This is a genomic window from Novosphingobium decolorationis (assembly GCF_018417475.1).
In the GTDB taxonomy this organism is placed as follows: domain Bacteria; phylum Pseudomonadota; class Alphaproteobacteria; order Sphingomonadales; family Sphingomonadaceae; genus Novosphingobium; species Novosphingobium decolorationis.
This window is the reverse complement of the sequence record NZ_CP054856.1, coordinates 3,974,654-4,000,501: the sequence shown is the minus strand read 5'-3', so window position 1 is coordinate 4,000,501 and position 25,848 is coordinate 3,974,654. Positions and strand designations below refer to the sequence as shown.

Annotated in this window: 29 protein-coding genes; 12 read left to right on the top strand and 17 right to left on the bottom strand. The window is 67.0% G+C overall.

The annotated features are described in order from the left end of the window. Positions 1-94 precede the first annotated feature (94 nt). Positions 95-820, bottom strand: a complete 726-nt coding sequence (locus HT578_RS18565; RefSeq protein ID WP_213504461.1) for an NAD-dependent deacylase — start codon at positions 818-820, stop codon at positions 95-97. Between the two features lie 36 nt (positions 821-856). Here HT578_RS18565 and dapB point away from each other — a divergent pair, with 36 nt between their 5' ends. The 5 genes from dapB to HT578_RS18540 all read left to right on the top strand — a co-directional run bounded on the left by dapB (position 857) and on the right by HT578_RS18540 (position 4,624). Next, entirely contained in the window at positions 857-1,585 is a 729-nt protein-coding gene (gene dapB, locus HT578_RS18560; protein ID WP_213501024.1) for a 4-hydroxy-tetrahydrodipicolinate reductase, read from the top strand. Positions 1,586-1,598: 13 nt separating this feature from the next. Further along, entirely contained in the window at positions 1,599-2,405 is an 807-nt protein-coding gene (locus HT578_RS18555) for a potassium channel family protein (protein WP_213501023.1), read from the top strand. Continuing rightward, complete coding sequence (gene nth / locus HT578_RS18550) at positions 2,402-3,112, top strand: endonuclease III (protein ID WP_213501022.1); 711 nt, start codon at positions 2,402-2,404, stop codon at positions 3,110-3,112. The genes HT578_RS18555 and nth overlap by 4 nt, the downstream gene beginning before the upstream one ends. Positions 3,113-3,203: 91 nt before the next feature. Then, positions 3,204-4,142: an ion transporter gene (locus HT578_RS18545; RefSeq protein ID WP_213501021.1), complete on the top strand. Its 939-nt coding sequence runs from the start codon at positions 3,204-3,206 to the stop codon at positions 4,140-4,142. A gap of 68 nt (positions 4,143-4,210) precedes the next feature. Continuing rightward, complete coding sequence (locus HT578_RS18540) at positions 4,211-4,624, top strand: hypothetical protein (RefSeq protein ID WP_052321926.1); 414 nt, start codon at positions 4,211-4,213, stop codon at positions 4,622-4,624. 35 nt (positions 4,625-4,659) lie between these two features. Here the strand turns inward: HT578_RS18540 and HT578_RS18535 are convergent, their stop codons facing one another. Then, entirely contained in the window at positions 4,660-5,898 is a 1,239-nt protein-coding gene (locus tag HT578_RS18535) for a dicarboxylate/amino acid:cation symporter (protein WP_213501020.1), read from the bottom strand. An 81-nt stretch (positions 5,899-5,979) separates the two neighbouring features. Then, positions 5,980-7,125, bottom strand: coding sequence for a succinyl-diaminopimelate desuccinylase (gene dapE / locus HT578_RS18530; RefSeq protein ID WP_039388269.1), 1,146 nt, complete (start codon positions 7,123-7,125; stop codon positions 5,980-5,982). A 60-nt stretch (positions 7,126-7,185) separates the two neighbouring features. Between dapE and HT578_RS18525 the strand changes: the two genes are divergently transcribed. Both HT578_RS18525 and HT578_RS18520 read left to right on the top strand, forming a co-directional pair. Then, positions 7,186-7,659 carry a cupin domain-containing protein gene (locus HT578_RS18525; protein ID WP_213501019.1) on the top strand — a complete coding sequence of 158 codons (474 nt, stop codon included), beginning with the start codon at positions 7,186-7,188 and terminating at the stop codon, positions 7,657-7,659. 18 nt (positions 7,660-7,677) lie between these two features. Beyond that, positions 7,678-8,559 carry a PhzF family phenazine biosynthesis protein gene (locus tag HT578_RS18520; RefSeq protein WP_213501018.1) on the top strand — a complete coding sequence of 294 codons (882 nt, stop codon included), beginning with the start codon at positions 7,678-7,680 and terminating at the stop codon, positions 8,557-8,559. 99 nt (positions 8,560-8,658) lie between these two features. On the opposite strand, the gene HT578_RS18515 is transcribed toward HT578_RS18520, so the two are convergent. The 10 genes from HT578_RS18515 to rpmH all read right to left on the bottom strand — a co-directional run bounded on the left by HT578_RS18515 (position 8,659) and on the right by rpmH (position 16,711). Then, the gene (locus tag HT578_RS18515) at positions 8,659-9,075 is read right to left on the bottom strand and encodes a glycine zipper 2TM domain-containing protein (protein WP_213501017.1); all 417 of its coding nucleotides are present in this window, start codon (positions 9,073-9,075) and stop codon (positions 8,659-8,661) included. Between the two features lie 137 nt (positions 9,076-9,212). After that, positions 9,213-10,076, bottom strand: a complete 864-nt coding sequence (locus HT578_RS18510; RefSeq protein WP_213504458.1) for a S1/P1 nuclease — start codon at positions 10,074-10,076, stop codon at positions 9,213-9,215. Beyond that, positions 10,076-10,744 (bottom strand): glutathione S-transferase family protein, encoded by a 669-nt coding sequence (locus tag HT578_RS18505; RefSeq protein WP_213501016.1) that lies wholly within the window; start codon positions 10,742-10,744, stop codon positions 10,076-10,078. Before HT578_RS18505 ends, HT578_RS18510 begins: the two co-directional genes overlap by 1 nt. A gap of 86 nt (positions 10,745-10,830) precedes the next feature. After that, positions 10,831-11,832: an inorganic phosphate transporter gene (locus HT578_RS18500; protein ID WP_213501015.1), complete on the bottom strand. Its 1,002-nt coding sequence runs from the start codon at positions 11,830-11,832 to the stop codon at positions 10,831-10,833. Positions 11,833-11,848: 16 nt separating this feature from the next. Continuing rightward, positions 11,849-12,973, bottom strand: a complete 1,125-nt coding sequence (locus HT578_RS18495; protein ID WP_213501014.1) for a DUF47 family protein — start codon at positions 12,971-12,973, stop codon at positions 11,849-11,851. Between the two features lie 154 nt (positions 12,974-13,127). After that, on the bottom strand, positions 13,128-13,796 hold the full coding sequence (yihA, locus tag HT578_RS18490; RefSeq protein ID WP_052321927.1) for a ribosome biogenesis GTP-binding protein YihA/YsxC: 669 nt from the start codon (positions 13,794-13,796) through the stop codon (positions 13,128-13,130). Next, positions 13,797-15,569 carry a membrane protein insertase YidC gene (yidC, locus tag HT578_RS18485; protein ID WP_213501013.1) on the bottom strand — a complete coding sequence of 591 codons (1,773 nt, stop codon included), beginning with the start codon at positions 15,567-15,569 and terminating at the stop codon, positions 13,797-13,799. A gap of 24 nt (positions 15,570-15,593) precedes the next feature. Beyond that, positions 15,594-15,890: a membrane protein insertion efficiency factor YidD gene (gene yidD / locus HT578_RS18480; RefSeq protein WP_199904329.1), complete on the bottom strand. Its 297-nt coding sequence runs from the start codon at positions 15,888-15,890 to the stop codon at positions 15,594-15,596. Next, positions 15,887-16,354 carry a ribonuclease P protein component gene (gene rnpA / locus HT578_RS18475; RefSeq protein ID WP_213501012.1) on the bottom strand — a complete coding sequence of 156 codons (468 nt, stop codon included), beginning with the start codon at positions 16,352-16,354 and terminating at the stop codon, positions 15,887-15,889. Before rnpA ends, yidD begins: the two co-directional genes overlap by 4 nt. 222 nt (positions 16,355-16,576) lie before the next feature. Beyond that, complete coding sequence (rpmH, locus tag HT578_RS18470; RefSeq protein ID WP_039388288.1) at positions 16,577-16,711, bottom strand: 50S ribosomal protein L34; 135 nt, start codon at positions 16,709-16,711, stop codon at positions 16,577-16,579. A gap of 249 nt (positions 16,712-16,960) precedes the next feature. Between rpmH and HT578_RS18465 the strand changes: the two genes are divergently transcribed. Then, entirely contained in the window at positions 16,961-17,296 is a 336-nt protein-coding gene (locus HT578_RS18465) for a hypothetical protein (protein WP_213501011.1), read from the top strand. Between the two features lie 7 nt (positions 17,297-17,303). On the opposite strand, the gene HT578_RS18460 is transcribed toward HT578_RS18465, so the two are convergent. Next, entirely contained in the window at positions 17,304-18,068 is a 765-nt protein-coding gene (locus HT578_RS18460) for an alpha/beta hydrolase (RefSeq protein ID WP_213501010.1), read from the bottom strand. A gap of 166 nt (positions 18,069-18,234) precedes the next feature. On the opposite strand from HT578_RS18460, the gene HT578_RS18455 reads away from it, so the two are divergent. Beyond that, positions 18,235-19,743, top strand: coding sequence for a YifB family Mg chelatase-like AAA ATPase (locus HT578_RS18455; protein ID WP_213501009.1), 1,509 nt, complete (start codon positions 18,235-18,237; stop codon positions 19,741-19,743). On the opposite strand, the gene HT578_RS18450 is transcribed toward HT578_RS18455, so the two are convergent. Continuing rightward, positions 19,740-20,306: an RBBP9/YdeN family alpha/beta hydrolase gene (locus HT578_RS18450; RefSeq protein ID WP_213501008.1), complete on the bottom strand. Its 567-nt coding sequence runs from the start codon at positions 20,304-20,306 to the stop codon at positions 19,740-19,742. The two genes, HT578_RS18455 and HT578_RS18450, sit on opposite strands and share 4 nt — an antisense overlap. Before the next feature lie 188 nt (positions 20,307-20,494). On the opposite strand from HT578_RS18450, the gene HT578_RS18445 reads away from it, so the two are divergent. Both HT578_RS18445 and HT578_RS18440 read left to right on the top strand, forming a co-directional pair. After that, the gene (locus HT578_RS18445; RefSeq protein WP_213501007.1) at positions 20,495-21,178 is read left to right on the top strand and encodes a thioredoxin domain-containing protein; all 684 of its coding nucleotides are present in this window, start codon (positions 20,495-20,497) and stop codon (positions 21,176-21,178) included. Positions 21,179-21,200: 22 nt separating this feature from the next. After that, entirely contained in the window at positions 21,201-22,085 is an 885-nt protein-coding gene (locus HT578_RS18440; RefSeq protein ID WP_213501006.1) for an EamA family transporter, read from the top strand. Here the strand turns inward: HT578_RS18440 and HT578_RS18435 are convergent. Then, positions 22,082-22,822 carry an esterase/lipase family protein gene (locus tag HT578_RS18435; protein WP_213504455.1) on the bottom strand — a complete coding sequence of 247 codons (741 nt, stop codon included), beginning with the start codon at positions 22,820-22,822 and terminating at the stop codon, positions 22,082-22,084. The two genes, HT578_RS18440 and HT578_RS18435, sit on opposite strands and share 4 nt — an antisense overlap. Before the next feature lie 78 nt (positions 22,823-22,900). After that, positions 22,901-23,482 carry a DUF3617 domain-containing protein gene (locus tag HT578_RS18430; RefSeq protein ID WP_213501005.1) on the bottom strand — a complete coding sequence of 194 codons (582 nt, stop codon included), beginning with the start codon at positions 23,480-23,482 and terminating at the stop codon, positions 22,901-22,903. 168 nt (positions 23,483-23,650) lie between these two features. Here HT578_RS18430 and uvrB point away from each other — a divergent pair, with 168 nt between their 5' ends. Further along, complete coding sequence (gene uvrB, locus HT578_RS18425; RefSeq protein ID WP_213501004.1) at positions 23,651-25,840, top strand: excinuclease ABC subunit UvrB; 2,190 nt, start codon at positions 23,651-23,653, stop codon at positions 25,838-25,840. The last annotated feature ends 8 nt before the right edge of the window (positions 25,841-25,848 follow it).

Here is a 25,848-nt window from a genome sequence, read left to right as displayed (position 1 = left end):
CTCGCCTGACGCAGCCAAGGGTGCGCATGGAACGTGAGCTAGAAAGGTTGGGGAGCCCGAGGGCGATGGCCCTCGGAAAGTCCCGTCTTCCCCCCTACCCCTGAAGCATCTCCTCCACCCAGGCCGGGACCGTCTGCGTGGCCGGACCATGGCGCGCCTCATCGAACCAGTCGGTCCCTTGCGAGGGTTGGAGGTTCAGCTCCAGCGTATGCGCGCCCATGTCGGCGGCCGTGCGCACGAAGCCCGCGGCCGGATAGACCGCGCCCGAGGTGCCGATCGAGACGAACAGGTCCGCCTCTTCCAGCGCCGCGAAGATCTCGTCCATGCGGTAGGGCATCTCTCCGAACCACACGATATCGGGCCGCAGGGCCGGCGCGCCGCAGGACGGGCACGGCGGGCTGTCGATCAAGCTTGCCGTCCAGCGCGTGCGCGCATCGCAGGCCGTGCACCAGGCCGAAAGATGCTCGCCATGCATGTGGATCACCTCGGCCCCGTCCGATGCGCCCAATGCCCGGTCATGGAGGTCATCGACGTTCTGCGTGACCAGCATGACCGCGCCTCCACTTCGGGCGGGCCACTCGCGCTGCAGGCGGGCCAGGGCGTGGTGCGCCGCGTTGGGCTCCACCTCCAAGACCTGTTCGCGGCGCATGTCGTAGAAGCGAAAGACCAGATCCGGGTCGCGCGCGAAGGCCTCGGGCGTCGCCACGTCCTCGACGCGGTGGTTCTCCCAGAGCCCTCCTGCATCGCGGAAGGTGCCGATGCCCGATTCGGCGGATACGCCGGCGCCGGTCAGGATGACGATGTTGCGAACTTGTTCCATTCCGCCCATGAGACCAGCCTTGAATGGAGACGGCAAGTGGTACGAATCGGAATTATCGGCAGTAACGGACGCATGGGGCAGGCCATTGCGCAGGCGATCGCGGACGCGGGGCTCGACCTTGCGGGCGGCGTGGACCGCGATGGCGACGTCGCAGGCCTTGCCGCCAAGGCCGACGTGCTGATCGACTTCTCCAGCCCCGATGCGCTGGAAGCCAACCTCGACGCGGCCGTCGCGGCCAAGGTCCCGATGGTGATCGGCACGACGGGCCTTGCCGAGCGCCACCACTGGCTGATCGACGAGGCCGCCGCTGAGATCGCGGTGCTCCAGACCGGCAATACCTCGCTCGGCGTCACGCTCCTTGCCCACCTCGTGCGCGAGGCCGCCGCGCGGCTCGGCAACGACTGGGACATCGAGATCGTCGAAACCCACCATCGGATGAAGGTCGATGCCCCCTCGGGCACCGCGCTCCTTCTGGGTGAGGCCGCCGCCAAGGGCCGCGACGTCACGCTCGGCGACGTGTCCGACCGGGGCCGCGACGGCATCACCGGCACGCGCGAGGAAGGCCACATCGGCTTTGCCGCGCTGCGTGGCGGCACGGTCGCAGGTGATCACACCGTCCACTTCCTCGCCGACAACGAGCGCCTCGCCCTCTCGCACATGGCCGAGAACCGCGGCATCTTTGCCAAGGGCGCGGTCAAGGCCGCGCAGTGGGTCCGCGAGAAGGACGCAGGCCGCTACACCATGCCCGAGGTGCTGGGGCTCTAAGGGGAGGTCAGGCTTGCGCCGCTACGTCCACGACCAGCTGTTCATCCATTCCGAGGCGGCGCAGCTGCGCCATGGTCTCTCGTGGATGAACCGGCTGATGGTGACGACGATCCTGGCGGCCATCCTGCTTACTGTCCTTGCCAGCGAGGAGACCCTGTTCCAGCCCCACCGCGCGCTCTTCATCGGGGCCGAGATGGTCTTCGGCGTCATTTTCGGCGTCGAGTACCTGGCGCGGGTGTGGGCCGTGGTCGAGGATGATCCGGCTACGCCCGCCTGGAAGATGCGGCTGCGCTTCATGGCAACGCCCGTAGCCCTGCTCGACCTCATCGTGGTGATTTCCTCGCTTCTGCCCTTCTTCTTTTCCGACCTTGCCGTGCTGCGCCTGATCCGCCTGCTCCGGCTTGCTGCGCTCATCAAGTTCAGCCACTTCTCGATCGCGCTGCGCGAATTGATGCACGCGCTCACCGACCGGCGCTACGAACTGCTGGTGACCCTGGCGTTGGGCGGCGGACTGCTTCTCCTGGGTGCCACCGCGCTCTACTGGGCCGAACGCGAGGTCCAGCCCGAAGCCTTCGGCTCGATCCCGCGGGCGCTGTACTGGGCGGTCATCACCCTGACGGCGGTGGGCTACGGCGATGTCTCGCCCGTCACGCCGCTCGGCAAACTTCTCGCCTCGCTCGTGGCGATGAGCGGGATCGGCCTGGTCGCGATGCCGACCGGCATCATGGCGGCAGCCTTCAGCGACGCCATGCAGCGCCGCCGCGCGCTCAACGACCCCACCCTCGCTCGCCGCGAGGATGACGAAACGGACCCGACGTGAAAAAAGACGATATCTTCGAATTCTTCCGCCGCCTCGCCGAGCTCAATCCCGATCCGGTGACCGAGCTGGAATTCGGCAACGTCTACCAGCTCCTCGTCGCCGTGACGCTTTCCGCGCAGTCGACCGACGTGGGCGTCAACAAGGCGACGCGCCGGCTATTCCAGGAGGTGAAGACCCCGGCCGAGATGGTCGCGCTGGGCGAAGAGGGGCTGAAGGAGCACATCAAGACGATCGGCCTGTTCAATTCCAAGGCGAAGAACGTGATCGCGCTCTCGCAGATGCTGGTCGAGAGGCATGGCGGCGAAGTCCCTGCCGACCGCGATGCCCTTGTCGAACTGCCCGGGGTCGGCCGCAAGACCGCCAATGTCGTTCTCAACTGCGCCTTCGGGGCCGAGACCTTCGCGGTCGACACCCATATCTTCCGCGTCGCCAACCGCACCGGCATGGCCAAGGGCAAGACCCCGCTCGCGGTCGAGAAGGGACTGGAAAAGAAGGTCCCCCACCCCTTCCGGGTCGGTTCGCACCACTGGATGATCCTGCACGGGCGCTACATCTGCAAGGCGCGCACGCCCGAATGCTGGCGTTGCCCGGTCGTGGACCTGTGCGACTTCAAGGCGAAGGTGCTGGAAAAAGGCGCCAAGCCCGCGGCAGCGAAGAAGCCCGCCGCACGCAAGGCGGCCGTGCGCAAGCCTGCCGCCAAGGCCTGATATCCCCACTCCGGTTGCGTCTGGTCAAGGCAGCCCCCCAAGCGTCTAGGCTAGGTCCTTGAGGGGCCACGCAAAGCAGCCAGGAGGGGGCATGGCGGACGCGCAGACTTTCGAACACGAAACACGGGCCCGCCCGCTCTGGGGCGGGCCGCCTCCAGGCTGGCGCGCGCGAATCTACCGCATCGCCTTCGAGGCCGAGACGCCTGCAGGCCGCCTGTTCGACAAGGTCGTGATCGCCGCGATCCTCCTGTCGGTCTGCGTCGTCTTCGCCGATTCGACCCCCCACCTCCACGCCCGCTGGGCGCGCGAGTTCCTCTTCGCCGAATGGGGCTTCACCGCGCTGTTCACCGCCGAGTACGCGCTGCGGATCGTGTGCCTGCGCCAGCCCTGGCGGTACGCAAAGAGCTTCTACGGCATCATCGACCTGCTGGCGGTGGTGCCCACCTATCTCGCGCTGCTGTTCCCCGCGATCCATGTCCTGATCGACGTGCGGGTGCTGCGGCTCCTGCGCGTCTTTCGTATCTTCAAGCTCACCGCCTACATCGCCGAGTACCAGCAACTGGCCGTCGCGCTGGCCGCAAGTCGCCGCAAGATCGCGGTGTTCCTCGCCTCGGTCCTGCTCATCGTCGTGGTGCTGGGCTCGCTGATGTACGTGATCGAGGGGCCCACCCACGGCTTCACCTCGATTCCCGTCTCGATCTACTGGGCGATCACCACGATGACGACGGTGGGCTATGGCGACATCATCCCGCAAACACCCGTGGGACGGTTCGTGACCGCGCTGATGATGCTGCTGGGCTGGGGCACACTGGCGGTGCCGACCGGCATCGTCACCAGCGAGATCGCGCTGCACCGGGGACGTGGGCCGGAATCGCTCGACCGGGCCACGCGCGGAGCCATCGGCCTCTCGCCCGCACCGCCCTGCACCGCCTGCGGCGAAGCCGAGCACCTGCCCCGCGCGCGCCATTGCCACGCCTGCGGCGCACGCCTGCCGCGTCCCGCCGAGGCCGAACCCGAGCCTTCACGCTGACACGCCGCCTGGAACATGGCAGGATGCCCCTTCGTTGCAGAAGTCCGAGACGCCATGGGAGAGCACCGATGCCATTTCACGCCGCCACCAGGAGCCTCGTGCGCCTTCTACCGTTTGCCGCGCCGCTGGCGCTGGGCGCCTGCGCGCAAGGGGAGCCCCGCCCGGCACCTCCGCCAGAGCCCGCTGCCGAAGTAATCGGCGAGGCGCGCGACTGCCTCCCGCTCAACAGTTTCTCGTCGACCGAGATTCGCGACGACTACACCATCGACTTCCTGAGTGCGGGCCGCCGGAACGTGTGGCGCGTCACGTTGCCCAACCGCTGCTCGGGCCTGCGCGCGGCGGACACCTTCACCTACGAGACCTCGCTGACGCGCCTGTGCCGCAACGACATCATCTATCCGCTGCAGCGCATCGGCAACGGCTTCCAGCGCGCAGGCGGCTGCGGCCTTGCGCCTTTCGTGCCGGTCAAGCTGGAGAAGTAGGAGCCAAGGGCAGGTTCAAGCCCTGCCCTTCCCGATCAGACATCGTCCGCGCTGACCATTTCGGCACGGTCGATCTCGCCGGTCATCACCGCGACCGTGGTCGCCACGGCCGCATCGCCCGAGACGTTGGTGGTCGTGCGCATCATGTCCATGATGCGGTCGACACCGGCGACCAGCGCGATGGTCTCGAGCGGCACGCCGACCGCGCCAAAGACCAGCGCCATCATGATGAGGCCCGCGCCCGGAATGCCGGCCGCCCCCACCGCGCCCAGCGTGGAGAGGATCGAGATCAGGAAGTAGGCCCCCCAGTCGAGCTCGACCCCGAAGACCTGCGCGCCGAACAGTGTGGCAAGCCCGAGGTACATCGCCGTGCCGTTCATGTTGATCGTGGCGCCCAGCGACACGACGAAGCTGGCAACCGCGTTCGAGACGCCCAGGTTGCGCTCGGTGCAGCGCATGGTGACAGGCAGCGTCGCGTTCGAGGAGGCGGTGGAATAGCTGACCGCCATGGCATCGACGATGCCGCGGAAGAAGTCATGCACCGGCAGGCGCGCGAGGAAATGGATCATCGCGCCGTAGATGCCCACGATGATGATAATACAGCCGAGGTAGTTGAGGCCGACCAGCTTGGCGAGCGCGATGAGCGCGTCCTGCCCCAGCGTGCCCGCCACCCAGGCCATCAGCGCAAAGACGCCGAACGGGGTCAGCTCCATCACGATCATCGTGACCTTCTGCATGACCACCGAGCCCGCATCGAAGATCTTGATGAGCGGGTGGCCTTCTTCCTTGGCCATGAGGATGCCCACGCCAATCAGCATGGCAAAGACGATGAGCGGGAGAACCTGCGCGTCGGCCATGACCTTGACCGGGCTTTCCGGAATCATCGAGAGGATCATGTCGACTGCGGTAGTCTCGTTGGGCGGGGGGACCGCGCCCAACTGAAGGCGACTGGTATCGAGGCCCTCGCCGGGCTTGAGCATGGTGCCCAGAAACAGGCCCAGCCACACCGCGATCTGCCCGGTGACGACGAAAAGCAGCATGGCGCGGCCACCGACCGCCCCCAGCTTGCGCAAGTCGCCGATGGCGGTAACGCCCGAGACCAGCGAGAAGAAGATCAGCGGGACCACCAGCATCTTCACCGACTTGATGAAGAAGTCACCGATCCACTTGATCGAGGCCGCCTCCGGCCCCCACCAGATCCCGACGGCGATGCCCAGAACCAGCGCGGCAATCACCCGCTGCCACAGGGGCACCTTGAACCAGAAACGCACCATCGCTTTAGAACCCTTATCCCCCGGGCTCACGCGTGGTGGCGGCCCCTCATCCTGTCAGGCTCGCAAGTGCGAGCGGTTTTTTCAAGCCCGCAGAGCCGCTTGGGTTACCCGTGTATAGATCCGCGCGAGCGTTTCCAGGTCCGCGATGGCCACGGCCTCGTCACGCTTGTGCATGGTTGCGTTGCACAGGCCGAATTCGATGACAGGCGCGATGTCCTTGAGGAAGCGTGCATCGGACGTACCGCCCCCGGTCGAAAGCTCCGGTTCCACCCCGGTCTCGGCGCGGATTGCCTCGGCCAGCAGGTCGGAAAATTCGCCCGGCTGGGTCAGGAAGGATTCGCCCGAGATGACGGGGCGCGCACTGCCACCGTGCTTCTCGGCGATCGCGATGACCCGTTCGCCCAGTTCGGCCCCTGTATGCAGGTCGTTGAAGCGGATCGAAATGCGCGCCTCGGCCCTCGCGGGAATGACGTTGTGCGCCGGATTGCCGACGGTAAGATCGGTGACTTCCAGGTTCGAGGCCTGGAACCAGTCGGTACCTTCGTCGAGCACGAGCGCGTCGAGTTCGCCCAGCATCGCGACCAGCTTGGTGATCGGGTTATCGGCAAGGTGCGGGTAGGCAACGTGGCCCTGCACGCCCTCTACCGAGAGGAAGATGTTGACCGAGCCGCGGCGGCCGATCTTCATCATGTCGCCGAGGCGATGGACCGAGGTCGGCTCGCCCACGAGGATCAGATCGGGCTTCTCGCCATGGGCCGCCATCCAGTCCATCAGCGCGCGCGTGCCATAGGTCGCGGGGCCTTCCTCGTCGCCGGTGATGATGAAGCTGATCGTGCCCGCCTCAGCCGGGATCTCGGCGGCCGCCGCGATCATCGAGGCGACCGAGCCCTTCATGTCGACCGCGCCGCGCCCGTAGAGAAGTTCGCCGCGCCGTTCCGGCAGGAACGGGCCCGAGGTCCAGCCCTCGCCCGGCGGGACCACATCGACGTGGCCCGCGAAGCTGAAGTGGCGGCTGCCTTCCGGGCCGCGGCGCACCGCGTAGAGATTCTCGACCGGACCGTCGGGCGCCTCGCCCGCCACGAAGCGGTGGACCTCGAAGCCGAGCGGGGCCAGCTGCTCTTCCAGGCAGTCGAACACCATGCCGGTGGCCGGGGTGACACTGGGGCAGGCGATCAGCGCTTCGGCCCGTTCAAGGGCGCTTGCGGTAAGGGGCAGGGTCTGGGACATAGGAATGCGCCATCGCACAGCCCTTGCGTCTTGACCATAGCCTCTTGAGGAGAGACCGCCATGCCCCGCATCGATCTCGACGCCCTGCCCCGCACGAACGCCACCGGATACCCTGCGCCTTTCGACGCGGCCGTCGCCGGGCGCTGGTGGGCACGGCTCGCAGGTCCCGGCGGCCTCACGCAGATGGGCGCCAGCCACGTCACGCTTGAGCCCGGCGCCTGGTCAAGCCAGCGCCACTGGCACGAGGGGCAGGACGAACTTCTCGTGATGCTCGCGGGCGAAGCCGTGCTGGTCGAGGACGCAGGGCGAACCCTGCTGCGCGCAGGCGAAATCTGCGCCTGGCCCGCGGGCGCGCCCGATGGCCATTGCCTCATCAACGAGAGCGATGCACCCTGCACCTTCGTCGCGATCAGCGCTGGCCCGGAACGGGGCGGCTGCTATTCCGATATCGACATGGCCTGGGACGAGCGCGGCTTCGTCCACAAGGACGGCACGCCCTATCCCGGCGCCCGTCCCGCCTCTGCCACCACCTGAACCACGGAACTCTCCCCGATGCCTCTCCCACGCGCCTACACGGTCGTCGATGTCTTTTCCCAGGTGCCCTTCTACGGGAATCCCGTCGCCGTTGTCCTGGATGCCCAGGGCCTGTCCGAGGCCGAGATGCAGACCATCGCACGCTGGACCAACCTGTCCGAGACGACCTTCGTGCTGCCGCCCAGCGACCCGCGCGCCGACTATCGCCTGCGCATCTTCACGCCGGCCAGCGAACTGCCCTTCGCCGGGCACCCCACACTGGGGAGCGCGCACGCGATGATCGCGGCGGGCCGGGTTTCACCGGGCCCCGAGGGGATTGTCCAGGAATGTGCGCGCGGGCTTGTCCCGATCCGCATCGAGGAGGCCGACGGCACGGCCCGCCTCGTCTTCACCCTGCCCGAAGCCCAGGTTACCCCGCTGGGCGAGGCCGCCATTGCCGATCTTGAAGCCTATCTCGGTGCCCCCATCGACCGAGCCCTCGAACCGGTGCGCGTGGACGTCGGCGCGGTCTGGGTCGTGGCGCGGCTGAGAAGCGCGCAGGACGTCCTCGCGCTCGAGCCCGATCTTACGCGCGGCGCCGCCTTCGAACGCAGCGTGAAGGCCACCGGCACCAGCGTCTATGCCCCCCATGCCGATGGTGGTCCGGCGGATATCGAGGTCCGCTCGTTCTGCCCCGCTGACGCCATTCCCGAGGACCCTGTCTGCGGCAGCGGCAACGGCGCGGTCGCGATCGTGCGCAGGCGCGCGGGCGAGCTCGGCCCGGGCGAGGCGCGCTACAATGCCACCCAGGGAAGCCGGGTTGGACGGGCAGGCCGGATTGCGCTTCGGGTCGCGGCGGACGGCGCGGTCGAGGTCGGCGGGCACTGCGTCACCTGCGCCAGCGGCCACCTCCACGCCTGACCCGCACGGTCAGCGAACGCGAAACGGCCCGGCAGGGGAGACCTGCCGGGCCGTTTCCATCCAGTCGGGCGCGACTGCCCGCCTGCCCTTGTCATCCCATCAATGGCACTTCAGGTCGCCCCGGTCGATCGAGCGGCCGATGGCCCCGCCAAGCGCGCCCCCGACAAGCGAGCCGATGGTCTTGTCCTGCCCTCCGGCAAGGGCGTTGCCTGCCAGCGCGCCGAGGCCCGCACCGACCAGAAGCCCGGTCGTGCCGTTGTCCCGCTTGCAGTGGTAGTGGCCATCCGATCCGCGCCAGACGTGGCTGTTGCGGGTGATGCGCTGGGGCTCGTGATAGCGCCCGTGCGAATCGTAGCGGTTGTTGTCGTGGTGCCTGTTATCGTGACGGTTATCATGACGATTATCGTGTCGATTATCGTGACGGTTGTCGTGCCGGCGCGGCGGGTCCGCACTCAAGGGGGCCCCGGCCAGCAGCAGGCCCAGGCCCAGTGCGGCAACGATCTTCCTGTACAGCATCCTGTCCTCCATCGCATGGATGGAACCGGACTACGCCCGCCCAGGGGCAGTTCCAAGGCGCGGACCACGTTCCTCGCCGTAGCGGGGGATTCCCCCCATCCGATCTCAGGGTCAGCCCCTAGGCAGCCGGTTGCGGCTCAGCCTGCCAGCGCGGCATCGAGCATCTGTGCAAGCCGCAGGCCCGCCTGCTCGATTCGCCGGTCGACAATGGGAATCGCCTTTTCAATCGCCGCGTTGTCCCAGACGACCTTGCCAGCCTCCTTCGTCTCGCACGGCAGCGTTCCCCCGAACGCCGCCGGATAAAGGAAGTCGCGCGAAACCTCGTAGCTTTCACGCGCCCAGTCCTCGGTCTCGCCAGTGGCCAGTTGGGCCTTCTCCTCTGCGCTATAGGTGCGCACGAGCGGCGGGCGCGCCGACGTGATCGCACGCTCGGCCAGCACCCCGTCCCAGATCGAGTGGAGGTTACGTCCGGGCGCCATGCCATAGTCGGCCTTCACGCGGTTTCCGCCAAGGTCATGGTTTTCGCCCACGTGAAGGGGCTGGTGCACGTCGCCCACGAAATGGACGAGAAAGGCCAGCGCTTCCAGGCGCAGGATCGGGGCAAGCTTGCGGTTGGCGAGAAGCTTCGCGTTGCGATCGATCTGCGCGGTCACGCAGTTGCCGTCACGGCACTCGCTCTTGATGTCGAAGGTGCCGCAGATCGGCTGGTCGTGGTAGTGCCACGAGGAGGCATAGGCAAAGCGCCAGCGCTCGCCCTTGATGCAGTCCGGCCACACGGCGGCATCCTCAAGCGTCTTCATCGAACAGCGCGGCGTATCCATCTCGCCCTGGTGCGCCAGCAGGCGCGCCATCGCGGCGCGCGTCGCTGGCTTCACGTTCTTCCAGGCAATGGCGCCCACGGTCCGGTGGCCCATCGCCCCCCAGGCCAGCGCGGGCGCGCTCGACAGCGCGAACCCTGCAAGCGCGGCAAGGGCCGCCACGATGTTGAGCAGACGGCGCATCATGACTTCTCCGGGATCTCGTACTGTTCGATGACCCATTCCTCGGCCTCGGCCGCCGCGATCCAGGCCTGCATCCAGTCGTGCTCCCACACCGCCTGCATGTAGGCCTGCGCGAAACCGGGCACGCCGATGCCGTACGTGAGGAAGCGGCTGACGACGGGCGCGTAGATCAGGTCAGCCGCGCCGAAGGTGCCGAAGAGGAACGGACCGCCCTTGCCGAAGCGCGCGCGCGCCTCGGCCCAGAGCGTGAGGATGCGCACGATGTCGGCGCGCACCTCGTCGGTCATCGGGGCATCGGGAATGCGCTTGCGCACGTTCATCGGCAAGGTGCGGCGCAGCGGCAGGTAGCTGGAGTGCATTTCGGCCACCATCGAGCGCGCCATGGCGCGCGCGGCCTCGTCCTTGGGCCAGAACCGGTCGCGCCCGACCTTGTCGGCGAGGTAGTCGATGATCGCGAGGCTGTCCCAGACGACCGCCTCGCCGTCCCACAGGATCGGCACCTTGCCGTGGCTGGGGGCGAGCTCTTCGCTGCTTGTCTGGACGTGCTGCCAGTCCTCGCCCAGCATCGGCACGGTCAGTTCCTCGAAATGAAGTCCCGACTGCTTGCAGGCCAGCCAGGCGCGCAGCGACCAGCTGGAATAATTCTTGTTTCCAATGATGAGCTTCACGGCGCCGGCATCCCTCTGGCTATGCCCGGCAGGCCTAGGGCCTCTCCCCCGGGATGTCGAGGGGGAGGCATGTCATCGGGACCGGGTCAGAAGGCCCGCGTGAGAAGGTAGAAGATGGCCCCGACGATGGCGCTGGCCGGAATGGTGATGAACCAGGCGACGATCACGCGGCTCGCGACCGACCAGCGCACCGCGCTGGCGCGGCGGGCCGCGCCCGTGCCCACGACCGAACCGGTGATGGCGTGCGTGGTCGAGACGGGAATGCCCATGGCGCTCGCCCCGAAGACGACGATGGAACCGGCCGTCGAGGCGCAGAAACCCGAGTGGTGGTTGAGCTTGGTCAGCTTGGAGCCCATCGTCTTGATGATCTTCCAGCCCCCCGACAGCGTGCCCAGAGCAATCGCGGTGTAGCAGGAGAGCACGACCCATTCGGGTACGTGGAAACCACCCTCAAGGTGCCCGGTCGAGTAGAGCAGAACCGCGATGATGCCCATGGTCTTCTGCGCGTCGTTGCCCCCATGGCTGATCGAATAGGCCGCCGAGGAAAACAGGTGCAGCGCCTTGAAGACGGTAGTCGAACCGCGCGGGCTGGTACCCTTGAACAGCCAACTGGTCAGCAGCATCAGCACCATCGCGATCACAAAACCGATCATCGGCGAAAGGAAGATCGCCACAACCGTCTTGGTCGTTCCCGAGCTTTCGACCACCCCGAAGCCGCCATGCATCATGCCCGCGCCCAGAAGGCCGCCGATCAGTGCATGGCTGGAGCTGGAGGGAATGCCCTTGAGCCAGGTGACGACGTTCCAGAACATCGCCCCTACCAGCGCCCCGAAGACCACCGCGGGTGTGATCGCGTCGGCATCGACGATGCCCTTGCCCACCGTCTCGGCAACGTGAAGACCCACGAACCAGTAGGCGATGAAGTTGCCGCTCGCGGCGAAGAGCACCGCGACCACCGGCGAAAGCAGACGCGTGGCCACCACGGTCGCAATGGCGTTGGCCGCATCGTGCAGGCCGTTCAGGAAGTCGAAGGCCAGCGCAAGGCCGACGAGGCCGATCAGCAGCGGCAAGGCGAGCGTGTGATCCATGGGATAAGGCTACGGCTCAGGCGTGGTCGATGACGAGACCGTCGATCTCGTTGGCGAGATCCTCGAAACGGTCGACGACGCGCTCGAGGCGCTTGAACATTTCCTGGCGCACGATGAAGTGCAGCGGCTCGGTCTGCTGGCTCGCCTTGTAGACGCGCTTGAGACCCGCGGCGTGGATATCATCGGCATGGCCTTCCATGCGCACCAGGCGCTCAGTCAGCTCGTGCAGGCGGTGGCCGTTGTCCGCGATCTTGCGCAGGAGCGGCATGATCTCGGCAGTAAGGCGCGCGGCATCGACGATGATCGCGGCCATATCGACCATCTCGGGCTCGAATTCCTCGACCTCGTAGAGGCTGACCGCGCCCGCAACCTGCTGCATCTCGTCGATGGCATCGTCCATCGTGGTGATAAGGCTGGTGATCGCCGAGCGGTCGAAGGGCGTCAGGAAGGTGCGGCGGACCGACTGGAGCACCTCGCGGGTGATCTCGTCGGCGTCGTGTTCACGCTCCTCGATCTCGCGGATGTGCTGGTTGCGGCCCTGCCCGCCCTGCGCGAGGCGTGCCAGCGCGTCAGCGCCCGCGACGAGCGTTGCGGCCTGCTTCTCGAAAAGGTCGAAGAACTCACCCTGCTGGGGGAGAAGCTTCTGAAACCAGGCGAACATTGCATTGACTCCTGTCCTGTCGGCCATGGCCGAGAACACCCGTGCGGGGCTGGCGGCGGCGCGGAACTCGCTCGCACCGAAAGAGCGGATAAGCGCCCTCAGATCTTCCTCGTCGACCGCCTCGGCGGCCTCGGTCAGCGAGAACCAGCGCCGGTCGCGCTGGTGCTGCTCGTCCCAGGTCTCCAGCATCTCGGTGACGGCGAAGGGAAAGACATCGACATCGGCCCAGACCCGCGCGCCCGAAGCGCGACGCTTGCGATAGCGGAAGGAGCCGAGCGGAATGGGGCAGACCGCGCCGAGCACGCCGGCCTCTTCCTCGGCTTCCTGCGCGGCGGCCGCGTGCGGGCTCTTGCCCTTCATCAGCCCGCCCTTGGGGATCACCCAGCGGCGTGTCTCGCGCGAGGTGATGAGGAGGATCTGGACGGGGGCGTCGATCGCCGGGCTTTCGCTGCGATATGGAAGAACGGCAATCTGACGCACAATGTGTCCCTTGGCTCCTGGGCTGGCGGAAGGTGGCCCGGATCGGCCGATTCGGGCCGGGGCCGCCGCCCGATACCTGCCCGCAGGCTGTCACGCAATCGTCACAGTCCCGGATTTGCGGGACGCGACGCAGATGCGCCACACTCCGCAGCTCTCAGAGACGCGAGTCCCCCAGGACTGCAGCACGCAACTCGGCGATCCCCAAGCCTTTTTCCGAACTCGTGACATGCACGAAGGGAAACGCGGCCGGGTGCTTGCGCGCTTCGGCCAGTGTCTCGGCGTGAACCTTCTCCAGTTCGGTCGCCTTGATCTTGTCGGCCTTGGTGAGGACGATGCGGTAGCCCACGGCGGCCTCGTCCAGCATTTTCATCATCTCGGCGTCGACCGCCTTCACGCCGTGGCGCGAATCGACGAGCAGCAGGTTGCGCTTGAGCACCACGCGGCCACGCAGGTAATCGCGTACCAGGCGGCGCCACTTCTCGACGATCGCAAGCGGCGCCTTGGCAAAGCCATAGCCCGGCATGTCGACCAGCCGGAAGTTGAGCGGTTCGCCCACTTCGAAGAAGTTGAGCTCCTGCGTGCGCCCCGGCGTCACCGAAGTGCGCGCAATCGCCTTGCGCCCGGTGAGCGCGTTCAGGAGCGAGGACTTGCCCACGTTCGAGCGGCCGCAGAACGCGATCTCCGGCGCGGTCGGATCGGGCAGGAACTTGAGGTCCGGCGCGCTCTTGAGGAACGTGACGGGGCCCGAGAAGAGCTTGCGCGCCTCCTCGATCAGCGCCTCGTCGCGCTCTTCCTTGCCGCCGAGATAATCCTGTGCGTCCACTTAGGCCTTGCCCTTCTTTTCACGCGCCTTGGCGCGAGCGCTGTCCTCGGCAACCTTCTCGGTCTGTGCCTTGAGCTGGGGATGGCGCGAATAGAGATACTTCTGCTGCGCAATCGTGAGCAGGTTCGAGGTGATCCAGTAGAGCAGCAGGCCCGAGGCGAACGGCGCCATCACGAACATCATGAACCAGGGCATGATCATGAAGATCTGCTGCTGGGTCGGGTCCATCTGCGCCGGGTTCAGGCGGAACTGCAGGAACATGGTCACGCCCAGCAGCAGCGCCAGCACACCAATCCCCAGGAAGCTCGGCGGATCGAACGGGATCAGGCCGAAGAGGTTGAGGATGTGCAGCGGATCGGGCGCGGACAGGTCCTTGATCCACAGGATGAAGGGCTGGTGGCGCATCTCGATCGCAAGGATCAGCGTCTTGTACAGCGCGAAGAACACCGGGATCTGAAGCAGCATGGGAAGACAGCCCGCGAGCGGGTTCACGCCTTCTTCCTTGTACAGCTTCATCACCTCCTGCTGCTGCTTCTGCTTGTCGTCCTTGTAGCGCTCCTGGATCGCCTTCATCTTGGGCTGAACGGCGCGCATGGCGGCCATCGAAGCGAAGCCGCGCTGGGCAATCGGGAACATGATGCCGCGCACGATGGCGGTCAGCAGGATGATCGCGACGCCAAAGTTGCCGACAAGGCTGAAGAGCTTCACGAGCAGCCAGAAGATCGGCTTCTCGAACCAGCGGAACCAGCCCCAGTCGATGGCGAGGCCGAAGTTGGTGATCCCCTGCGCTTCATAGGCGTCGAGCACGTTGTGCTCCTTGGCGCCGGCGAAGAGCTTGGTCGTGCGGCTCAGCTTCTGGCCGGGCTGGAGCGCCTGCTGCGCGTACACGAGGTCGGCGCGGAACAGGTCGTTGCCAAGCGCGCGGTAGGTGCCCTCGGCCTTGGCACCGACCGGCGCCAGGGTCGACATCCAGTAGACGTCGGTGAAGCCGATCCAGTCCGCGTTGCCCGCGGTCTCGATGGTCTTCTCCTCGGCAATGTCGTCGTAGTCGGTGCCGAACGAAACGGAACCATCAAACGCGCCGACGGGACCCGAGTGGACCTGGAAGCTGTCGAGGCTGGCGGTCTTGTCGGTACGGTTGATGAGCGCGAAAGGCTGCACGATCACGGGGGCCTGGCCGGCGTTCGCCACCGACTGCTCGACCGTGAGCATGTAGTTGTCATCGACCTTGTAGGTCAGCGCAAAGGTCTGGCCCTTGCCGTTGTCCCAGGTCAGCGTGACGGGCGTGGAGGGGGTCAGCTTGGCGCCGTCCTTCACGCTCCACACGGTGCCCGCGTTGGGCGCCGCAGCACCCTCGCCCACCCAGCCGAACTGGGCGAACTGCTGCGCGGGCGTGCCCGAAGGGGAGTAAAGACGGACGGGGCCCGAATCCTTGTCCACCGTCTCGCGGTGCTCGTTGAGTACCAGGTCATCGATCAGGCCACCGACCAGGTTGATCGAGCCCGAAACCGCCGGAGCCTCGATCGCCACGCGCTCACCCGCGGCCAGCGCGCTCTTGAGGTCCTTCTTTTCCAGCGCCACGGCGGCCGCGTCGCGAAGGCCGCCCTCGCGGGTCGGCTTGCCGGGCTTGGTCGCGTCCTCGGCCCCGCCGGCCTCGACCGTCTTCGTGGGCGTCTTGGCCTGCGGATAGAAATAGCCGACACCGGCCTCCCACCCGAAAAGCACAAGCGCCGTCAGCACGACCGCTAGAATGATATTACGCTGGTTTTGCACGAAGGCTTTCCTGTCGTCGTCTCGTCAGTGGCAACAGCGGTCCGCCGATGCGGTCTCGCTCTTGGATTGGTTTTGCGTTCCGGGCACCGGATCGTAGCCGTGCCCGCCCCATGGGTTGCAGCGCAATAGACGCCATATCGCATAGCATCCACCCTTAATCGCACCGTGGGCACGCACCGCCTCGATGGCGTACTGCGAGCAGGACGGCGCAAAGCGGCAGGTGGGCGGCAGCACCGCCGAAGGGCCGAGCTGCCAGGCCCGCGCAATGGCGATCAGCAGCAGGCCGGGCAGCCGCGCGATGAGGGCCAGCAGCCGCTTCACGGCGCCACAGGCTCCGGCGCCGAAGAGCTGGCCTGTCCGCCCTTTGCCGACCCCTTGCCCCGGTCCGCGCTTGAATGCTTGCGGGGAGGTCGCTTGCCCCGGCGGGGCCCGCGCGGGGGATCGCCCTTGCCGTCCCGCGCCCGCCCGAGCGCGGCGACAAGCTCTTCGCGCAGAAGCGAGAAGTCGCGTTCGATGCCGTTTTCCCGGCCGATCAGGACGTGGTCGGTATCGGGCAGGCCGTGCTCAGGCAGAAGCTCGCGCAGGAGCGCCCGGAAGCGGCGCTTCATGCGGTTGCGTACAACGGCGTTGCCGATTCGCTTGGTCACCGTGATCCCGGCGCGCACGCCCTTGCCCGCGTTGCGATTCGCAAGCAGTACGAAACCCGCGCGCGCCACCCGCGTGCCGCTGTTGGCCGCAAGGAAATCGGAGCGCTGGCTCAGGATCTGGTAGGGTTTCTGGGTCATGGCAAGCCGGAGCCTACCGCGGCGCGGCAGGCGGGCAAGCTCTCATCGGGCGAATCGCCAACCTGCCTCGACCGACAGGCCGGGGCAGCGGCGGATTCCCAAACGACGGCGGCCCGCGCAATCACCGAAAGCCTCCTCAAGGAGACCCTGGCGCCTGCGCGGGCCGCGACGTTCATTTCCACCTTCCGGGCGCGCGCCCGGAAAGCGGGAATGCCAATAAGATCAGGCCGAAAGCTTCTTGCGGCCGCGAGCGCGGCGCGCGCGAAGCACCTTGCGGCCACCGACGGTCGCCGTGCGTGCGCGGAAGCCGTGACGGCGGGCGCGGACAAGGCGGCTGGGCTGGAAAGTGCGCTTCATGTCAGTCCTCGAATAGTTCAATTGGCCCGTTCAAGGACCGAACAAAAAGGCCGCCTGCTGCGAGACGACCCCAAATCAGATGCGCGCCGATACGTGAGCTGGAAAAGAGAGTCAAGTTGAGGCCCGCGATTCGTTGACCCCAAGGCCGATTTCTTGCGCTTTTGATCTGGCCGTGCTGTTTCTTCCTGGCAGCCGCCCCCTGCCCATCGACGCCCCAGGGCAACCAGCCCACGCCAACGGAGCCCAGACATGATCCTCATCGTTACTGGACTCTTCGTGAGCTTCCTGGCCCTCTTCGTGGTCGCAAGCCTGCTGGAGCATCTTGTCTTCAAGCATCTCCTTCGCCGCGCCACCACCATCAAGCTGCTTTCCACGCTGGGAGCATGGCTGATCGGCGGCGTAACCATTGCAGGCTCGGCGGGAGAGATGCAATCCGACCTTGATGCGGGCTTCCTGGGCACGATGCTCGTAGGCCTTCTCGCCCTGACACTGCCTGCGGGCATTCTCGCCGTGATCGGCTATCTGGGCGCACGCCAGCGCGCCAAAGCCAACCTGCCCGAGGATATCGAAAAGACCTTTTCCTGATGCCTCGTCAGGAGCGCGCGTTCAGATCCGACAGAGCAACCGCACCGTCGAAGGGAACCCACAGGCTCATGACGCCCGCACCAAACCAGCGCGCCTGTGTGAAGGGGACCGAATTGGTCATGGCGTAGAAAGCCTCGGCCTCGAGCGGGCTCATGCCCATCTGCCGGTAATAGTCGACATAGCGGCGGTTCACCGGCGCGCTGAGCGCGAAATCACCCGGCTGCAGCCCATCCTCGTCAATCCAGGAATGGACCGCGAACTCGGCCCCCGCATCGGCCAGCCGGCGCGAGCCCGCCAGGAAGAGCTCCACCCCACCCGAACGGACCGAACCGCCCGAGGGCACATGCGTGGCGATACCGTGCGAGCGGATCAGGCGCCCGAGCTCCAGGTTGGCGAGGTCATCGCGCGTACCGGGACATTCGACCATCTCGAGCACGGCGATGCCCGGATAGTCGCGCAGCATCGCGGAGAACTGGGCTGGACTGCGCGGCCCGGTTGCACCGACAAGAGCCGCCCGCGCGCCATCGAGCACGCGAAACGGGCCATAGGCCACTTCACGCCCGGTAAGTTCGGGCAGAGTGACGTCGAGAACGGCACCGCCCGAAACCATGAGGCGCGACCTGCGCGCACCGGGCCCGGAGAGGGACGTGTCATCCAGATCGAGCGTTTCGTAAGCCAGGCGCTGCGCCGCGGCCGGAGAAGCCCCGCACAGGGCGCCAAGCCCCAGGGTGGAGGCCAGGATCGGCAGAAGAGCGGCAGTGAACGAACGCATGGCCTGAGAATGCCTCCCGGAGCCTTACCCAATCCGCGAGAGATGCGGTTAAAATGCTGTAAACTTTCGCTCTCGCAACGCATTGTGGCTCGACAGGTCGCACCCTCGATGCAAATACTGCCCGAAATACGGATTATTACTTAGTCTATTCGTGGCAGGTACCTTTGTGGTCGCACTCATTTCGACGGTAGCTTACCTGGGCCTCGAAGCCCGCGCCGTCGAAGTACAATGCCAGGTAGCGCCGGGAATGCCCGGCTTCGCGCTGGTCGGCCTACCCGACAAGGCCGTCGGGGAAAGCCGCCAGCGCGTCAGCGCCGCCCTCACCGCGATGGGCCTTGCCCTTCCGCCCAAGCGGATCACGATCAATCTCTCGCCCGCCGACCTCCCCAAGGAAGGCTCGCACTACGATCTCCCGATTGCGCTTGCCCTGCTGACCGCGATGGGGCTGCTTGATGCCGAACAGATGGCCGAAGTCATTGCGGTGGGCGAACTTGCGCTCGACGGGCGGATCATCCCCTCCCCCGGCGTCCTCCTCGCCGCGCTCCATGCCAGTGCGGCCGAGAAGACCCTGATCTGTCCTGCCGCCCAGGGGACCGAGGCAAGCTGGGCGAACGGGGTGCCGGTGACCGCCGCGCCCGACCTCGTCAGCCTGCTCAACCACCTGAAGGGTACCCAGGTCCTCCCGCGCCCCACGCCCGGCCGCGTCGAGGCCAGCGCCCCCGGGCCGGACATGAAGCAGGTGAAGGGCCAGGAAACCGCCCGGCGCGCGCTGGAGATTGCGGCCGCTGGCGGGCATAACCTCCTGATGTGCGGCCCGCCCGGCGCGGGCAAGTCGCTGCTGGCCGCCTGCCTGCCCGGCATCCTGCCCGAGCTGACGCCTCCTGAAGCGCTCGAAGTCTCGATGGTCGCCTCGGTCGCGGGAACGCTGGAGGAAGGGCGCATCAGCCGCGCGCGCCCCTATCGCAGCCCGCACCACTCCGCCTCGATGGCCGCGCTGACGGGCGGCGGGCTCAAGGTTCGCCCCGGCGAAGTCTCGCTCGCGCACCTGGGCGTCCTGTTCCTCGACGAGCTTCCCGAATTCCAGCGTGCGGTGCTCGATTCGCTGCGCCAACCACTCGAAACCGGTGAGATCAGCGTCGCGCGGGCAAATGCGCACGTCACCTTCCCGGCGCGGGTCCAGCTGGTGGCGGCAATGAACCCGTGCCGCTGCGGACACCTGGGCGATCCCGCACTGGCCTGTTCGCGCGCGCCCAAATGCGCCGCCGATTACCAGAGCAAGGTCTCAGGCCCGCTTCTGGATCGCATCGATTTGCACGTCGACGTCGACCCGGTGCGCGCGATTGACCTCGCCCGGCCCGGTTCTTCGGAAGACAGCGCCACCGTGGGCGCGCGCGTACGCCGCGCCCGCGCGCTCCAGACCGACCGGCTTGCGGGCACCGGCGCGCGCAGCAACGCGGAACTTCAGGGCGAGGCACTGGAGACCCACGCGAGCCCCGACGAGGCGGGCCAGAAACTCCTCCTCCAGGCCGCCGAAAGCCTCCACCTCACCGCGCGCGGCTACACCCGGATCCTGCGCACCAGCCGCACCATCGCCGATCTTGCCGGAGCCGAGACGATCGGACGCGCCCACATCGCCGAGGCATTGAGCTACCGCCGCCAGCCGCCCCGCGCCTAAAGTTCAGCCACAGGCACGGGCTGGCCGCATCCGGCAGCAAAGGCCGCCAGAAGGCGCTGCCCTTCGCCCCAATCGCCCAGCCCGCTCTCGGCGTTGATATGACCGCAGGGGCCCATGTCGAGGAAACCGGCCCCGCGCGCCCGTGCAAAATCCTGCGCGAAAGCAGGCGAGGCGTAAGGGTCATTGCTGGAAGCCAGGACGAGTGCGGGGAACCCAAACGCGGCACGTGGCACCTCGCGAAAGCCCGCCGAGGCTTCGCGGGGGAACGCAGGCCCTTCCGGATCGGGCGGAGCGACCAGGAGCGCGCCGGCTATGTGCCCCGCCTCGCCGTGGCGCGCGGCCCAATGCGCCGTCAGCAGGCAGGCAAGCGAATGGGCCACCAGCACCACCGGGCCCTCGGCCCGCTCCAGCCCCTGTTCGAGCGCGGCAAGCCAGTCTTCCAGATCGGGCCTGTCCCAGCTAGCGGGCGCGAACCGTGTCGCGCCGTCCATCCGTGCTTCCCAGCGCGATTGCCAATGCGCCGAGCCAGAGCCGCCGAAACCGGGAAGGATGAGAAGGGACATGCCAGCCTGCCTGCCATCTGAAGAGCGTTGCGTGGATGGCCCGATGCACCCGGCACAGGCACCTGAACAGGCACTTTCTCTGTCGCCCCCAACAGATAAGCTTCCATCTTGGCGATTGCGCACGCCCGGCCAAGCAGGCACAGCGAAAGCCGTGAACGGCATTCCCGCCAGACTGAGGATATTTTTCGATGGGCAACGTCTGGAACCGGCGCCAGGTGCTGGCACAGGCCGCTCTTGCGCCCCCGGCGCTCTCCACACTGGCCTTATCCACGTTGGCCCTATCCACTTTGGCCGAGCCCGCGCGTGCGCGGATCATCGACACCGGCTTCGAAGGGCTGGTTGGCGAGCGGGCCGACGTCGCGCTCGAACTCCTGCGCGCCTCGCGCCAGGCCAGCTTCGGCGCGGGCAAGGACGTGTGGATCTGGATTTCCTCGCTCTGCCCCTACTGCCAGAAGTACTTCCGCGAATTTCCGGAACTCACGGTGCCGGGCTTTCGCGTCCACTACATCCCTTTCATCCTGGGCGAAGGGGAGACCGGCGCGGTCCTGAAGGTCCTCAACGACCCGAGCCAGGCGACCTTCCTCAAGTTCATGCGCCGCGAACTGAACGACGCGCCGAGCGTGGCCTACAACCCGTTCTACACAGGCCCCCTCGACTACACGGGGAGCGCCACCACGCTCCTGTCGCGTCACCACGCGCATATCCGTCTGGTCCAGAGCGCCTATGACGCCGATGCGGGCTTCCCGGTCGAAACCGGGCTCAACCGCCAGCTGTCCACTCCGCGCACGTTCTTCCGCACGCAGAAGGGCGCCTTGCTGATGTGGGGGGGAGGCTTTGGCAAGGCCCAGTTCGAGCGGCTGCGCGAACTGTGACACACCGCTGCCGATCGCGCCGATGAGCCCCCGCGAAGCGCTGCCACTGGGCGCGGTCAGTGCGATCCTGGCCGCGCAGGTCTCCATCCACGTCGGCGCGGCGCTGGCCAAGGACCTCATCGGCGAACTCGGCGCTGAGACACTGGCAGCCATGCGCACGCTCCTTGCCGCTGTGATCCTGCTCCTCCTCGTGCGGCCACGCCTGTCCCGGCTCTCTGGACGCCTGCCTGTGTGGATCATGCTTTACGGCCTTGCGCTGGGGGGCATGAATCTCCTCATCTACGAGGCCTTCGCGCGCCTTCCGCTTGGCGTTGCGGTGGGGGTGGAGATCTGCGGGCCACTGGCGATTGCGCTGGGAGGCGCGCGCGACCGCAAGGAACTGGCCTGGCCGGGCCTAGCTGCACTTGGCCTCCTTGTCCTCATCCCCTGGCCGGGGCGTGCCCATGCCCTCGATCCCGTGGGCCTCCTCGCGGCGCTGGGCGCAGCCGCCTGCTGGGCGCTCTACATCCTGCTGGGCCGACGCGCGGCACAGGCCGGGAGCGGCACCGCCGTCGCGCTGGGCATGGTCGCGGCCTGCCTCGTCACGCTTCCCGCTGCGCTCGCCAGCGGATTGGGCACCCTGCCCGCACTGCCGCTCTGGGGCCTCGCCCTGGTGGTGGCGGTGCTGTCGAGCGCGCTGCCCTATGCGCTGGAGATGCACGCCATGGCCGCGCTTCCTGCCCGTATCGTCGGCCTTGTCGCCAGCACCACGCCCGCCATGGCCGCGCTTTCGGGCTATCTTCTCCTGGGCGAGGCGCTGACACCCTGGCAGATACTGGCCATCGCGCTGCTGATCGCGGCGGCAGCGGGCTGCACGCTCACCGCACGTCCCCCCGTGGCGGGTCTGGCCGACGAACCGCTGACCTAGGCGGCGCTGACGGCCTCGTCGTGGTCGACCTGACGCAGGACCTCCCCGATCACGCGCGCGTCGCTGGCAAAGCCCAGGTGCGAACAGCGGATCGCCACCGCGCGGTCGCGCTCGAGCGGCCAGCCCTTGGCCGAGCGAGGATGGATCACCCCGTCGCGCGGGCTCCACAGGGCGATGGTGGGCACCGGCGGCTTCTCACCCAGCACGCATTCGATCGGCGGTGCATCGACAGCATGGCCGGTGATGACCTGGTAGGCGCGCCAGGCGTTGTTGGCGCGCGGGTTGCCCGAGAAGGGCGTGCCCATAGTGATGACCTTGGCAACCGCCTCGGGCTGGCGCCGTGCGATCTCGCGCGCAAAAAGGCCACCCAGGCTCCAGCCAACCAGCACGACCGGACGACGATGGGTCCGCGCCAGCGCCCCCACCCGCTTCATCAGGAAGGCGAAGTTCTCCGGCGTCGGCCCGAAATTGACGCCAAGGCCCCATTCGTGGACCTCGTGCCCCGCCTTGGCCAGCGCGTCGGCCATCGGCTGCATGCGCCTGGGGTGCGCGCCGAAACCGGGAAGCAGCATCACCGGCTGGGGATGGCGCGCCGGAGCGACGCGGGCGGCGGCCCCGCGCCCGCGTCCCCACAAGGACGCGAACTCCCGCGCGAAGAGGCCAAGCGCGGGCTTGCGCACACCGGGCGGATGCGGCTGGCGTGCCAGCGCCGCTCGGCGCAGCACTTCCCCGCGCATGTCCCCCCATGTGTCCCACGTCGGCTGCTTCACGTTCCCTTTATCCTTTCCTGCCTTGTTCCATCGCACCGTGTCGGCTCAGCCCTCGCAGTCCCCGGTGCGCTTGGAAACCATGCGCATCTTCATGTTCATCTCGGACATCGGCGCCTGTCCGCCCGTCACCTTCATGTCCATCGTGACATCCGAGGTGGTGGCACTCGCCGTTCCCTGCAACGTCATGACCGCGGTTCCCTGGCTCGGATGTGCACAAGTCATCTGGGCATCGAGCGCTCCGTCCGTCACGGCGAAACGGTCATAGGAGCAGTTGGAGGTCTCCCCGACATTCTCGAACATGTCGCGAAAGCCTTCTTCCGCCTCGGCCCTGGTCAGGCAGAAATTCTCGGTGCGATCCCTCGCCATCATGCCCTTCACCTGCCCGGCGATCTCGGCCGGCAGGCCCGGCGCCTCGAAGTTCTCGATCGTGATCGTGCGCGCGTAGAGGCCGGGCTCGGGCTTCACGAGACCCTTTGCGGCCTCCTTCATCTCGGCCAGCGAGGGCGGCTCGCCGCGCCCGGCCGCGTCCGCCGAGCCTGCGCCACCATCACCGCCCGAACTGCAGCCCGCCAGCGCCAGCGTTGCCAGCGCCAGACCTGCGTAGAAAGGAACTCTGCCTTGTGCCATCGTCCTGTCCTCCTCGCTCGAAACGCCCGCGCCCCGCGCCGATCCCGCATCATACGGGAATGCGCGGCTAGCACCGCGGCGCACCTCTCTCCAACCATTACAGTTCAATGACACACTCTTGTCAGCAAGAGATTGAACGCACGCCCCACCGTCTCCATATGTTCCGCCATGACCGAACTCATCATCCGTCGCGGACTGGACGAGCCGGATACCTCGGGCTCGTTCACCCCGCACAAGCCCCAGCGCCCCGAAAAATCCCTCCCCGGCAAGACCTTCCGGATCGTGTCCGAGTACGAACCGGCCGGTGACCAGCCCACCGCGATCGCCGAACTGGTGGAAGGCGCGAAGGCCGAGGACAAGACGCAGGTTCTCCTGGGTGTCACCGGGTCCGGCAAGACCTTCACCATGGCCAAGGTCATCGAGGAGCTGCAGCGCCCGGCGCTGATTCTTGCCCCCAACAAGATTCTCGCCGCCCAGCTCTACGCCGAGATGAAGGACTTCTTCCCCGAAAACGCGGTCGAATACTTCGTCTCCTACTACGACTATTACCAGCCCGAAGCCTACGTGCCGCGCTCGGACACCTACATCGAGAAGGAAAGCTCGGTGAACGAGGCAATCGACCGGATGCGCCACTCGGCCACGCGGTCCCTGCTCGAGCGTGACGACGTAATCATCGTCGCCTCGGTCTCGTGCCTTTACGGTATCGGCTCGGTCGAGACCTATTCGGCGATGACCTTCGATGTCGTCTCGGGCACCGAGGTCGACCAGCGCGAACTGATCCGAAAGCTCGTCTCGCTCCAGTACAAGCGCAACGACGTCGCCTTTGCGCGCGGCTCGTTCCGGGTGCGCGGCGACAACCTCGAAATCTTCCCCTCGCACTACGAGGACACCGCCTGGCGGGTCTCGTTCTTCGGCGACGAGATCGAGGAAATCTGCGAGTTCGACCCGCTTACCGGCAAGAAGGGACCGACGCTCGACAAGGTCCGCGTCTTCGCCAACTCGCACTACGTAACCCCTGGCCCGACGATGAAACAGGCCAGCGAGGCGATCCGTTTCGAGCTGGAGGAGCGGCTCAAGGAACTCCACGCGGAGGGCAAGCTGCTCGAAGCCCAGCGCCTCGAACAGCGCACCAACTTCGATCTCGAGATGATCGCGGCAACCGGCTCGTGCAACGGCATCGAGAACTATTCGCGCTTCCTCACCGGCCGCCTGCCCGGCGAGCCCCCGCCAACGCTCTTCGAGTACCTTCCCGACAACGCGCTCCTCTTCGTTGACGAGAGCCACCAGACCGTGCCGCAGATCGGCGCGATGGCGCGCGGTGACCACCGCCGCAAGATCACGCTTGCCGAATACGGCTTCCGTCTGCCCTCGTGCATCGACAACCGCCCGCTGCGCTTCAACGAGTGGGACGCGATGCGCCCGCAGACCTTCGCCGTCTCGGCCACGCCGGGCGGCTGGGAAATGGAGCAGACCGGCGGCGTCTTTGCCGAGCAGGTCATCCGCCCGACCGGCCTGATCGACCCGCCGGTGGAGATCCGTCCGACCGAGGACCAGGTCCAGGACTGCATTGCCGAGTGCAAGGCGGTGGCCGAAAAGGGTTTCCGCACGCTCGTCACCACGCTCACCAAGCGCATGGCCGAGGACCTGACCGAATTCATGCACGAGGCGGGCGTGCGCGTTCGCTACATGCACTCCGATGTCGAGACACTGGAGCGCATCGAGCTGATCCGCGACTTGCGCATGGGCGTCTACGACGTGCTGGTGGGCATCAACCTCCTGCGCGAGGGCCTCGACATTCCCGAGTGCGGGCTCGTCACGATTCTCGATGCCGACAAGGAAGGCTTCCTGCGCTCGGAAACCTCACTCATCCAGACCATCGGGCGCGCCGCGCGCAATTCCGAAGGCCGCGTCATCCTCTACGCCGACCGCATGACCGGTTCGATGGAGCGCGCCATCGCCGAGACCGACCGGCGCCGGGAGAAGCAGCAGGCCTACAACGAGGAACACGGCATCACCCCCCAGACGATCAAACGGCGCATCGCCGACATCGTCGCGGACACGGCGAGCCGGGACGGGGTTACCGTCGAGATCGAGACCGAGGATGGGGCCAACAACCTCGTCGGGCACAACCTGCGCGCCTATATCGAGGACCTCGAGAAGAAGATGCGCGCCGCCGCCGCCGACCTCGAGTTCGAGGAAGCGGGACGCCTGCGCGACGAGATCCGCAAACTGGAAGCGAGCGAACTGGGGCTCCCCGAAGGCGAGCACAAGGCCCCGCTGGTCGGCCGCTCGAACGAGGGCAAGCCGGGCACGCGCAAGATGCGCTACGGCAAGCAGACCAGGAAGTGGGGCAAATAGGCCCGCCT